Origin of the sequence: Pullulanibacillus pueri, from assembly GCF_014639255.1 — a bacterium.
GTDB lineage: Bacteria > Bacillota > Bacilli > Bacillales > Sporolactobacillaceae > Pullulanibacillus > Pullulanibacillus pueri.
Map to the genome: position 1 here is coordinate 81484 of NZ_BMFV01000017.1, position 12016 is coordinate 93499.

At 41.1% G+C, this 12016-nt stretch carries 13 protein-coding genes; 3 read left to right on the forward strand and 10 right to left on the reverse strand.

Going from position 1 to position 12016, the window contains the following annotated elements:
- Nucleotides 1–269 precede the first annotated feature (269 nt).
- Both groL and groES read right to left on the reverse strand, forming a co-directional pair.
- Nucleotides 270–1901: a chaperonin GroEL gene (gene groL / locus IEV91_RS11850; RefSeq protein WP_188497614.1), complete on the reverse strand. Its 1632-nt coding sequence runs from the start codon at nucleotides 1899–1901 to the stop codon at nucleotides 270–272.
- A 41-nt stretch (nucleotides 1902–1942) separates the two neighbouring features.
- On the reverse strand, nucleotides 1943–2227 hold the full coding sequence (gene groES, locus IEV91_RS11855; protein WP_188497615.1) for a co-chaperone GroES: 285 nt from the start codon (nucleotides 2225–2227) through the stop codon (nucleotides 1943–1945).
- Nucleotides 2228–2678: 451 nt separating this feature from the next.
- Here groES and IEV91_RS11860 point away from each other — a divergent pair, with 451 nt between their 5' ends.
- Nucleotides 2679–3377: a CPBP family intramembrane glutamic endopeptidase gene (locus IEV91_RS11860; RefSeq protein WP_188497616.1), complete on the forward strand. Its 699-nt coding sequence runs from the start codon at nucleotides 2679–2681 to the stop codon at nucleotides 3375–3377.
- Nucleotides 3374–3556, forward strand: coding sequence for a DUF4305 domain-containing protein (locus IEV91_RS11865; RefSeq protein WP_188497617.1), 183 nt, complete (start codon nucleotides 3374–3376; stop codon nucleotides 3554–3556). The genes IEV91_RS11860 and IEV91_RS11865 overlap by 4 nt, the downstream gene beginning before the upstream one ends.
- 93 nt (nucleotides 3557–3649) lie before the next feature.
- On the opposite strand, the gene map is transcribed toward IEV91_RS11865, so the two are convergent.
- From map to IEV91_RS11885, 4 genes are all read right to left on the reverse strand, one after another.
- Nucleotides 3650–4429 carry a type I methionyl aminopeptidase gene (map, locus tag IEV91_RS11870; protein ID WP_373284437.1) on the reverse strand — a complete coding sequence of 260 codons (780 nt, stop codon included), beginning with the start codon at nucleotides 4427–4429 and terminating at the stop codon, nucleotides 3650–3652.
- Nucleotides 4430–4621: 192 nt separating this feature from the next.
- Nucleotides 4622–5374, reverse strand: coding sequence for a twin-arginine translocase subunit TatC (gene tatC, locus IEV91_RS11875; protein ID WP_188497619.1), 753 nt, complete (start codon nucleotides 5372–5374; stop codon nucleotides 4622–4624).
- Between the two features lie 2 nt (nucleotides 5375–5376).
- Complete coding sequence (locus tag IEV91_RS11880; RefSeq protein WP_188497620.1) at nucleotides 5377–5550, reverse strand: twin-arginine translocase TatA/TatE family subunit; 174 nt, start codon at nucleotides 5548–5550, stop codon at nucleotides 5377–5379.
- A 1-nt stretch (nucleotide 5551) separates the two neighbouring features.
- Entirely contained in the window at nucleotides 5552–6199 is a 648-nt protein-coding gene (locus tag IEV91_RS11885; RefSeq protein WP_188497621.1) for a redox-sensing transcriptional repressor Rex, read from the reverse strand.
- A 273-nt stretch (nucleotides 6200–6472) separates the two neighbouring features.
- Between IEV91_RS11885 and IEV91_RS11890 the strand changes: the two genes are divergently transcribed.
- A complete protein-coding gene (locus IEV91_RS11890) occupies nucleotides 6473–8404 on the forward strand; it encodes an ABC-F family ATP-binding cassette domain-containing protein (RefSeq protein WP_188497622.1) in 1932 nt (643 codons plus the stop codon).
- Between the two features lie 428 nt (nucleotides 8405–8832).
- Here the strand turns inward: IEV91_RS11890 and tsaD are convergent, their stop codons facing one another.
- Genes tsaD through tsaE form a run of 4 tightly spaced genes read right to left on the reverse strand, consistent with a single transcriptional unit; the run spans nucleotide 8833 to nucleotide 11453 of the window.
- On the reverse strand, nucleotides 8833–9855 hold the full coding sequence (gene tsaD, locus IEV91_RS11895) for a tRNA (adenosine(37)-N6)-threonylcarbamoyltransferase complex transferase subunit TsaD (RefSeq protein WP_188497623.1): 1023 nt from the start codon (nucleotides 9853–9855) through the stop codon (nucleotides 8833–8835).
- Complete coding sequence (rimI, locus tag IEV91_RS11900) at nucleotides 9855–10304, reverse strand: ribosomal protein S18-alanine N-acetyltransferase (RefSeq protein ID WP_188497624.1); 450 nt, start codon at nucleotides 10302–10304, stop codon at nucleotides 9855–9857. Before rimI ends, tsaD begins: the two co-directional genes overlap by 1 nt.
- 4 nt (nucleotides 10305–10308) lie before the next feature.
- On the reverse strand, nucleotides 10309–11007 hold the full coding sequence (gene tsaB / locus IEV91_RS11905) for a tRNA (adenosine(37)-N6)-threonylcarbamoyltransferase complex dimerization subunit type 1 TsaB (protein WP_188497625.1): 699 nt from the start codon (nucleotides 11005–11007) through the stop codon (nucleotides 10309–10311).
- Nucleotides 11004–11453: a tRNA (adenosine(37)-N6)-threonylcarbamoyltransferase complex ATPase subunit type 1 TsaE gene (tsaE, locus tag IEV91_RS11910; protein ID WP_188497626.1), complete on the reverse strand. Its 450-nt coding sequence runs from the start codon at nucleotides 11451–11453 to the stop codon at nucleotides 11004–11006. The genes tsaB and tsaE overlap by 4 nt, the downstream gene beginning before the upstream one ends.
- Nucleotides 11454–12016: the final 563 nt, after the last annotated feature.

Genomic DNA, 12016 nt, shown 5'->3' on the forward strand with positions numbered 1-12016 from the left:
TGAATACTAAGATTGTCTTCTCAGTTGTCCTCTTCTTATTTAAACAGATGTCCAAGCGTATTCTTGAATAACTATATCTTGGACAGCCATAGTTCCCCAAGCATCCATAACTTGTAGTGGCTATAACGAAGATCTCTGAACCTTTGGCATAACTATACATAATAAAAAGGCCTTCCACCAAGTTTAATACTCGATGAAAGACCTTTATTTGAAACATGTTACTCCCTAGCGTTAGGGATCGGGTTAATATCAGGGGATGAAGCGGTTGATTACATCATGCCGCCCATTCCGCCCATGCCACCCATGTCAGGGGCACCGCCGCCATTGTTTTCTTCAGGTAGGTCCGCAACAACCGCTTCGGTTGTGAGGAACATTGCTGATACAGAAGCAGCGTTTTGAAGAGCAGAACGTGTTACTTTTGTTGGGTCAACGATACCTGCGTCGATCATGTTTACCCATTGATCTTTAGCAGCGTCATAACCCACGCCTACGTCTTCGTTTTTCAAACGTTCAACGATTACAGAACCTTCGAGGCCTGCATTGAAGACGATTTGGCGAAGTGGTGCTTCAAGTGCACGGAGTACAATGTTAACACCAGTTGCTTCGTCATCTTCAGCGTCTACAGCTTCAACGGCTTTAATGACGTTGATAAGTGCTGTACCCCCACCGGAAACGATACCTTCTTCAACCGCAGCGCGTGTTGAGTTAAGGGCGTCTTCGATGCGAAGTTTACGTTCTTTAAGCTCAGTTTCAGTAGCCGCACCGATTTTGATCACGGCAACGCCACCAGCAAGCTTAGCAAGACGTTCTTGTAATTTTTCTTTATCAAATTCAGAAGTAGTTTCTTCTAATTGCGCACGGATTTGTTTAACACGTGCAGCAATTTGATCAGATTGACCATGACCACTTACGATAGTTGTGTTTTCTTTCGTTACGACAATTTTATCAGCTGTACCCAATTGAGCAACTGTTGCTGATTTAAGATCTAGACCAAGATCCTCTGTAATAACGTCGCCACCAGTTAGTGTAGCGATGTCTTCAAGCATAGCTTTACGACGATCACCAAAGCCTGGAGCCTTAACAGCAACAACATTGAATGTTCCACGAAGTTTGTTCAATACAAGTGTGGAAAGGGCTTCGCCTTCTACATCCTCAGCAATGATAAGCAAAGGCTTGCTTTGTTGGATGACTTGTTCAAGCAATGGAAGAACATCTTGAATGCTTGAGATTTTCTTGTCTGTGATTAAGATGTATGGGTTGTCAAGAACAGCTTCCATTTTGTCGGAATCTGTCACCATGTAAGCCGAAGCATAGCCACGATCGAATTGCATCCCTTCAACCACTTCAAGTTCTGTGTTGAAACCTTTGGACTCTTCAGTCGTGATAACACCGTCGTTACCCACGCGTTCCATTGCTTCAGCAATAAGTTGGCCGACTTCTTCATCAGCAGCAGAGATAGCAGCAACTTGGGCAATAGAAGCTTTACCTTCGATTGGTTTGGAAATACGTTGTAATTCATTGATAGCTGCCGTCGTTGCTTTTTCGATCCCACGACGGATACCCATTGGGTTAGCACCAGAAGTTACGTTTTTCAAACCTTCTTGGATCATCGCTTGTGCAAGGACTGTAGCGGTTGTTGTACCGTCACCGGCAACATCGTTCGTTTTACTTGCAACTTCGGATACCAATTGTGCACCCATGTTTTCAAATTTATCTTCGAGTTCGATTTCTTTCGCAATGGTCACACCATCGTTAGTAATAAGTGGGGAACCAAATTTTTTCTCAAGAACAACATTACGTCCTTTAGGTCCAAGTGTGACTTTAACAGCATTTGCTAACGCATCAACACCACGAAGCATGGCGCGACGAGCGTCTTCACTAAATTTAATTTCTTTAGCCATTTAGACAAGCCCTCCTTAGTTATGTAGAGTGTGAACTCCTCTTACTCAACAATTGCCAAAACATCATCTTGACGAAGGATCAGATATTCTTTTCCTTCATACTTTACTTCTGTTCCTGCATATTTTGAAAAGATAACACGGTTGCCTGTTGCAACATCTAGCGCAATGCGTTCACCATTATCAGTGACCTTACCGCTACCTACTGCAACGACATGGCCTTCTTGAGGCTTTTCTTTAGCCGAATCTGGTAAAACGATACCGCTGGCCGTTTTTTCTTCTTGTTCAACGAGTTCGATGATAATACGATCACCTAGTGGCTTTAACAATGGAAAACCCTCCTTGATTGGAAAAGATTTATTGTTAGCACTCGACTCTAGTGAGTGCTAATTCCAGTTAATATATTAATCAATCTATCGCATTTTTGCAAGTAAAATCCTCTATTTTTTGCCGAAAATCGCAAAAATATTTTTCAGTCCATTCGATATGATACAATGAAGCATGAATAGCAGGCTCAAGGAATATAACCTAATAACTAGTCCAATAAGGAAAACGCGGTTCCATCAAGTCCTAGTCCTAATCACAGAAGGAGTTTTACCGAAACCTTGCCCCCTGCTTTGGCGTATATGTAAAAAAACGTGTTAAAGGGTAAGCTTTGAAAAAGTCGCGAGTTGATTGCAAGGAATCGCTCCTCCTCACTCTTGGAAATGCGGGGCACTTCTTTGCCATTTCTGAGGACTTAATAACACTATATTTTACGACAAAAAGGAGTTATCGATTTTGACCAAAAGATACTGGTGGATTATTATCACCTACATAGTATGCCAGCTCTCAGGTTTAATTTTGGGCACACCTTTACTGAACTTCATACCTATTGAACAGAGGAGTGGCGCTTGGGTGGTCTTTAGTTTTCTCGTCACCTTAATCATCACCCTACTGCTTTTACTTCCAGAAAGAAAAATGCACAAAAATATCAAAAGAGCCAATACTACCGAGACCATTACTTGGGCCATTGCTGGAATCTTTCTCATCTATATCACACAAGTGGTGGCCAGTGTCATTGACGTCAGCCTATTAGGTGAACCGCCTAAATCGGAAAATACTGAGCAGATCATGGATCTTGTGCGGATTACCCCGTTTGCTGCTTTTGTCGTCGCGATTGTTGGTCCGATACTTGAAGAAATCATCTTTCGGAAAATTATTTTTGGTTGGATCTCTAAAAAAACAAATGTTTGGATTGGAGCAATCATTAGTGCTTTGCTTTTCGCACTCCTGCACATGGATAAACACATCATTATCTATGGTGGCATCGGGTGTACACTTGCTTTTCTTTATGTCAAGACCAAACGGATTATCGTCCCGATTATCGCGCATTGTTCCTTAAATACCTTCGCCTTAATCATGACGTTTACTCCTGCGATTCAAGACCTGTTAGAAAAGCAGCAACAGACCGTTCACTTTCTTAGAGGGTTACTGTGAAACTAAATATGACGAGCGTTGTTTATCTTCTATTGGGAATCACCTTTATCGCGGCGGCTGTTCATACTTCCGCTGAGACGCTTTGGAACCTCCCAACGCTCCTTTTTATAGGCATTGCGGCTTTTGATATTAAGGTCGGGCTAAGCGCCCTCTTTCAATCCAAGCATCAACAAAAGTAGTGAAAATAAATAAAAAAGGCCAGGCACCATTCAACATAATAGGACTTTCGAATTGAAAAGTCCCATTAGTGTTAACATGGTCAGCCTGGTCTTTTAAAGTTCGTTATTTTCTAATGTCGTTAAAATTAATGGACCGTCTTTAGTAATAGCAATCGTATGTTCATATTGCGCGGATAAAGAACCATCGGCCGTTCTTGCTGTCCAGCCATTGTCATCAAGTTTAGAACGCCAATCCCCTGTATTTAACATCGGTTCAATAGTGATAACCATGCCTTCCTTTAACCTCAGTCCCTTACCTTTTAAGCCATAATGAGGTACCTGTGGTTCTTCATGAATCGTTGGTCCAATACCGTGTCCAACAAAATCTCTGACCACACTAACGCCTTCACTCTCAGCGTAAGTTTGGATCGCATAACCAATGTCCCCAAGGCGATTACCGATTCTTGCTTCTTTAATCCCTCGCATCAAAGCTTCTTCTGTTACCTCTAATAAATGTTGGGCTTGTTCAGAGATTTCTCCTATTGCATAGCTCCATGCTGAATCAGCCAACCAGCCATTTAAATTAACGACCATATCAATCGTGACAATATCACCACTTTTTAATGGTGTGTTCCTTGGAAAGCCGTGGCAAATTTCATCATTGACGGATGCACAAGTCGCATATTTATAGCCTTGGTAGCCTTTTTGCTCTGCTGTCGCTCCATGCTCCGCTAAGAAGGATTCCACAAAGCTTTCAATCTCCGCCGTTGTCACACCAGGCTTGATCCGTTTTTTGATTTCACTATGACACTGAGCAAGAAGGCGTCCAGCCTCTTGCATCTTTTTAATTTCATTCTTTGATTTTAACTGCAACAAAATAATCACCCTTAACATAGTTTACTTTTTCACGTAATGTTATAACACGGCCGTAAACAGTATTATCTTTTTCTTACTTCCTCAATTATATCTATTCTTATGCTTATTAAGTGTAACAAAACTTAAGGCAAGACGCTTAATAAAAACACTCGCATCCAATATAAGAAAAATAAACCACGTAAACATGCCGTGGTTTGGATAAAGGAACTCTTATTCTTCTTCAGCATATACAAGGTCTTGTTCTTTTATAAGCTGGCGTTTATATGTACGTCTTGAGATGATCAAACTAAGCTCATAAAGAATGACCAAAGGAATCATTACAATAATTTGAGAAATAACATCAGGTGGTGTAATGATACCAGCAATGATTAACAACACAAAATAGGCGTACTTTCTTATCTTTGATAAAAAATAAGGCGTAATGAGACCTAATCGTGTTAAAAACATGACCACAATAGGCAATTCAAAAATGAGACCAAAGGGCAATGTCAGCTGCAAGAGAAAACGAAAATATTCGTTAATCCCAATCACATTGGTAATGCCTAAGGATTTGCTCAAGCTAATCATAAAATGAAGGACATAAGGAAAAAGCACAAAATAGGAAAAAGCAATGCCCGCTAAGAACAACCCTAAGGACAAAGGAATATACGACAGTGTGACTTTTCGTTCATGCTCATATAATCCCGGACTCACAAAGGCCCAAATCTGATACATAATCAATGGTGAAACCAGTACAATCCCAATAATAAAAGCCATCTGCATAAAAATATTAATAGGATCAGTAATACGAAAGCCATTTAGTGCAATCCCATTCGCTGTATCAGAATGCTGAAGATAAATAATGACCGGTTTCGCTACTATAAAGCCAATAATAAAGGTCACAATAAACCCAATAATAATAATAACAAATCGTTTGCGAAGTTCTTGAAAATGCTTAGAAAAGCTCATCGATTTATCGGACATACTTAATCATCCTGTTTCTTCTTCTCATTGTCTTCTTCCATAATACCATTGGTTGCTTTTTTAAATTCACGTAGCGTATTTCCAGCTGCCTTGCCAAACTCTGGAAGTTTTTTTGGTCCAAAAATAACCAAAGCGACAATGGCGATTAAAACAATACTCCCGACTCCTAGTCCCATGTTACTCACCTCCCTGATTTTTAAGTGGGAAATTATTTAAGAAATAAACAAGTGTCTGTAATTCAACAGCCAGATCGATATGATGAACTCTAATATCCTTAGGTAAGGAAAGTCTTACAGGTGTAAAATTAAGTATCCCATTCACGCCACCAGATACAAGGGTCTCAGCGACAGACTGAGCGGCCTCTGCTGGAACCGTCAGAATGGCCACAGAGATGTCATGATTATCATCGGTGGCCAGCTGATCGATATGGTGAATGGACGTTTCACCAATCATAGTGCCCACCTTATGCGCATTGGTATCATAAGCCTTGACTATTTTTATATTATTATTCTTCAAAAAATTATAGTTTAATAACGCTGTTCCTAAGTTCCCTACACCAATAAGCATGACCTTTGTTAACTCATCTTGGTTGAGCGTATTTCGGAGAAAACTAAGCAATCGCTCAACATGATAACCATAACCTTTTTTTCCTAAAGCTCCAAAATGGGAAAAGTCTCTTCGTATGGTCGCAGAATCAATTTTTACGACCTCACTTAACTCAGAGGAGGATATTCTTTGCTTACCTGATTCTGATAAATGCTGTAAGACGCGATAATATAAAGGTAATCGTTTAGCCGTTGCTTGAGGTATTTTTTCTTGAGCCATATCCCTACCTCACCGGTTCCCTCCCATGTCTGAAGCATATTCCCTTGGAACAGAAACCTTGACAGGGCTTCCATAAGAGCTTATCTTCAGTTTCTTAAGATCTTTTAAAATCGTCTTTCTCTTAATCCCTATACTACCTTCTTCAGCGCTTTCCTTCAAGTCGTCGTTTTTCTCTAGCTGTTTCTTCACCTATTTTTAACAACGTAAAGCACAGGGTTGCTGTTCTCCTCTTGGTTGCGCTAAACTGAAAAAAGAGAACTAGGGGTGAAGACAATGCTTTTATTACAAGCAAATAAAATGAGTAAATCTTTTGGTACTGACCTTATTTTATCGAATATTAATTTAGAAGTACAATCCCAAGAACGCATTGCCCTTGTTGGTAAAAACGGGAGCGGAAAATCAACGCTTTTAAAAATATTCGCTGGCGAGCTTTCCTATGATAGTGGGCATTTGACTCTAGCGAAGGACGTCAGTATTGGTTATCTTGAACAAAACAGTAAACTCGAATCTAACGAAACCCTGTTTCAGGAACTCTTAAAAGTTTTTGCACCTCTTGTTGCCATGGAGAAGGACTTACGAGAGATGGAAGTCAAAATGGCTGACCCTGAAAGCTTCGCGACCTCAAAAGAGTATGAGAAATTCTTAAGTCAATACGACCAACTTCAGACTTCTTTTACTCAGTTAGGCGGTTATACGTACGAATCAGATATTCGCAGTGTATTAAATGGCCTCGGTTTCGGAAGTTTCCCTCAGGATATGACCGTTAACATGCTCTCAGGCGGTCAGAAGACCCGGCTTTCTTTAGGAAAATTGCTGTTAACTAAGCCTGATTTACTCATCCTAGACGAACCGACCAACCATCTTGATATCGAAACCTTAACATGGCTTGAAAACTATCTCCAGCATTATCCTGGAGCCTTATTACTTGTCTCTCATGACCGCTATTTCCTTGATCGCATTGTGAATAAGGTCTATGAGATCTCGCGCGGTGAATCCACTAAATATCATGGAAATTATTCTAAATACCTTGATCAAAAGGCGGCCAATTACGAACGTGAGAAACAATTATATGAAAAACAACAAAAGGAAGTCGCTGACTTACAAGACTTTATTCAAAGAAATATTGTTCGAGCTTCAACCACCAAACGCGCCCAAAGTCGCCGGAAGAAGCTTGAAAAAATGGAGCTATTAGATCGGCCTGCAGGTGATGATCCGTCTGCCCGCTTTTCCTTTACCATTCTGAAGCAAAGTGGCAACGATGTCCTTCACGTTGAAGATTTGAGTATTGGCTATCATCGTGATCAGCCTATTAATGCGCATTTAAGTTTTTCCATTCGCCGGACGGAAAGTGTCGCTTTAGTCGGTCCGAACGGGGTCGGAAAAACAACCCTCATCAAGACCATTGCCAGTCAACTACCAAAGCTTGCAGGCTCGGTCACACTAGGAAGTCAGGTGACTATTGGATACTATGATCAAGAGCAAAGTACTCTATCAACCAATAAAACGGTCTTAAATGAACTCTGGGATGACTTCCCTACTACTCCAGAAAAAGATATCCGAACAGTCTTAGGGAACTTTTTATTTACTGGTGATGATGTCCTTAAACCTGTCTATGCCCTAAGTGGCGGCGAAAAAGCTCGACTAGCCCTAGCTAAGTTGATGATGAAAAAAGACAACTTTTTAATTTTGGATGAGCCGACCAACCATTTGGATTTGGACAGTAAGGAAGTCCTTGAAGCGGCAATCATTGATTTTCCTGGAACCGTGCTCTTTGTCTCCCACGATCGCTACTTCATTAATCGGATCACGACAAGAGTCTTAGAATTAACGTCTGAGGGCCTGACGGACTATCTAGGGGATTATGATTACTACATCAATAAAAAGGCTGAACAAGAAGAAATTGAACGCATGGAGCAGGAGAAGCACCAAGTCGCTTTGCCCGAGAAGGAAAGAACTGAAGGACGACATGCTTTTGAAGAGGATAAAAGGGCAAAAAAGGAAGAACGCCGCAGACAACGACGGATTGAAGAACTCGAGGAACATATTGAGTCCATAGAACAATCCATTAGCGAGAAAGAAGAACAACTTCTAAATCCCGAGATATATAGTGACCATGATAAAGCCAGAGAGTTAAACGACGAAATTGTAATCGCTAAAGAACAACTCGACACTCTTATGGATGAATGGACAAGCTTACAAACTTAAAAGGAGCATTAAATGATCAGTGGAGAGCCCTTCATAGGATTCTCCACTTTTTTGATGACTCCTTGATCACCTTCTCAACAGCGCTTTTTGTCTAAAAATGGACATAAGGGGAACACATGACGAACATATCCACATTATTCACAGGGTTATCAACACCCAAAACCACGTATTTTCAGGGAATTTGTCGATCCATCCCCGTTATCCACATCATTTATTGTATTTATCCACAAAAATTGTTCACATCTCAAATAAATGGCAGATATGGTTTCCACAGACTTATCCACATTTAATTATATCTTGTGTATAAACATGTTAATAATTTTTAACTCGACACTTAGCTCATCCCAAATCAAATGTCCAACACTCATACTGTTTTTCTTATCGTAAAAAAAAATGACCACAGTTTTACTTCCAACTGTGGTCCGTTCTTATATATTTACCAGCTCTAATCCCGGTTGGGCATTGAGTCCCATATTTGCTCTTTTACCTTGAAGGTAATCAATCGTTCCAGCTGCAGCAATCATCGCAGCGTTATCTGTACAGAGTTGAATGGGTGGAATAACAAGCTCAATGCCTGCCTCTTCTGCTGCCTTCGTGATGGCATGGCGAAGCCCACCATTGGCAGCAACCCCACCGGCCACTAACAATTGCTTGGCTTGATACTGTTGTACAGCCCCCATGGTCTTCGTCACCAACACTTCAATGACGCTTTCCTGAAAACTCGCCGCAACATCGGCCTGATCTAAATGCTCGCCTTTTTGCTCAGCGTTATGCACTGCATTTATCACTGCAGATTTTAATCCACTAAAACTGAAGTCATATGAGCCTTCTTCTAACCAGGCGCGCGGGAAGTTCAGCGGTGATGGCTCCTCTTTTTCCCTAGCCAGTCTATCAATTTCTGGTCCACCAGGATAAGGGAGTCCTAGTACTCGAGCCACCTTATCAAAGGCTTCTCCAGCCGCATCATCTCTTGTTTCGCCAATTAATTCAAAACGACCATGCTCAGGCATGTGGATAATTTCCGTATGTCCCCCTGAAACAACTAATGACACTAAAGGAAACGTAAACTCCTTTATAAAGCGATTCGCATAAATGTGCCCTGCCATATGGTTCACAGGGATGAGAGGAAGACTGTGAGCAAAAGCCAGTGTCTTGGCTGCACTTATCCCTACTAAAAGGGCTCCTACTAATCCTGGACCCTCAGTAACAGCGATCCCATCAATCTCCTCCCATGTTACATGAGCCTCTTCAAGCGCCGCTTCACATACTAAAGTGATCTGTTCAACATGATGACGTGAGGCGATCTCCGGTACCACACCGCCAAACCTTTTATGGCTCTTGATTTGTGAGGCGACGACATTAGAGCGAATCAGCATCCCGTTTTCTACAACTGAAGCTGCTGTTTCATCACAGCTTGTTTCAATCCCTAAAATTAATATGCTCTCTTCCATTATAAATTCACCCACATTACAATTGCGTCCTCTAAGTTGTCGGAATAATAATTTCGACGAATACCGCCTTCTTGGAAGCCCAACTTCCTGTAGAGGTTTTGCGCAATTTCATTAGATACCCTAACTTCTAAACTCATTCTTATTGCCCGTCCAATTTTTGCAAACAACATCGCCTTTTTAAGCAATGTCTCGCCAATCTTGTACCCACGATAATTCGGAAGAACTGCGATATTTGTAATATGCGACTCATCAAGAATTAACCAAACGCCACAATAGCCTACAATATAATCATCATCTACAGCTACAAAATAAGTCGCAAACTGATTATTTTTTATTTCATTTACAAAAGCTTCTCGTTTCCACGGATTATTAAAAGCCTTTGTCTCAACATTATAAACCCCATCGACATCTTCCAGTGTCATTTCACGTATTTGAATGCCTTCTCCCATTTCCCTATTTCCCTTCTTGCTTTGCTAACCACTTCGTTTCAGCCTCGGCTAGTTGTAAATAGGTCGGAACGAAATTATGAATGGATGTCACCGGGCGTTTCCTCATCCCTAACCAAGCTAATTCTGATGGGCTTGACTGATTCTTCGTCACATGAGTTTCGACGTTTTCCTTTCCTAAGCATTCATTTATCTGGTGCTCATAAAGTCTTACATCATTGCCTAAGAATAGAATGGGTTGGTCAAGATCATTAAGCATGTTTAACCAATCAGAAAGCTGAATAATAGTATCTTCTTTCTCCTTAATGATGTCACCATTCTTTGACCGATAAAGACCCGTATACACTCGTCCACGTCTCGCATCAAAAAGTGGGCAAATAAAGCCATTAAAGAAGCGCCCATTTTGTGCTAAAAGTTCTAAGCTCGACACTCCTACTAATTCCTTCTTTAACGTCCAAGCCAACGTCTTAGCAATAGTGACCCCTATGCGAACACCTGTATAGGAGCCTGGACCTGTTGCCACAACAATTCGATCAATTTCCTCTGGCTTGAGTTGAGTTTCATTCATTAAATACTCAATGGCTGGCATGAGTTTAACTGAATGATTTTTCTTCACATTAGTAATCAATTCACCCAGTACTATGTCCTGATTGGCAATTGCTATTCCCATTGTAATATTGGATGAATCAATAGCTAATACATTCATTTTAATAGCTCCTCACATAATTGTTCATAATGCTCACCCTTTGGAGCAAACTGGAACTGACGACTCTTTTCTTCTGATCCGTGTTTAATATAGATTTCTAATCTTTCTTCTGGAAGCTGGGATTTGATTTGACTGGCCCACTCTATAACCGTTATACCTTCTGAATGAAAGAAATCATCAAACCCAAGATCCTCCTCATCTTCAAGTCGGTAAACATCCATATGATAAAGGGGCATCGTGCCCTTATATTCTTTTATAATCGTAAAGGTCGGACTATTGACTGTTCGTTTGACGCCCAAGCCCTTTGCTATTCCTTTAGTAAAAGTTGTTTTACCCGCGCCTAAATCACCTTCAAGCGTGATAACATCTCCAGGCTGAAGAAGATTTGCAAGTCTTTCACCTAAAACCATAGACTCCTCACTAGAACGACAAATAATTTCAAGCATAGTTTATTCCTTCTTCTACCACAATCATTTTATTTTGACTCTATCTCATTGAACCATTTCAGCATGAGAATTTCAACTTTTTACCGCTATTTACTCCCTTGTAAGTCATTAGTCTTTGCCCATTCAAAACCCTCTCGCTCTGAAGATTTGTCCTCGCGGGCTTTTTTTTTACATACAAAAAAACAGCCATCTCTGACTGTTTTTTCCTTTTGCCCGGCAACGTCCTACTCTCACAGGGAGCCTACAACATGATTATACTTCTATTTGCTGGCTTGTCTCGAGAAAGCCCACTTCGAAGCATAGCGAGTAGACGCAGGGACAGGAAGTGTCTTTTCGCCCCCAATTACCATCGGCGCACGAGCTTAACGGCCGTATTCGGGGCTTGAGGCTTCCGCTGAGCGGCAGATCTCTGCGTCAACTGCAGTCACTTGCACAGGATGTGCTGACTTCTACGTTTGTCACAGGACGTGACAGTCTTTAGTAGAAGTTCCTTATTACTCATGTACGGTGTACATTCCGGGTCTCGTTCCTTTGCTTCCTTGATCTCTTTGCTCTTCGAAACC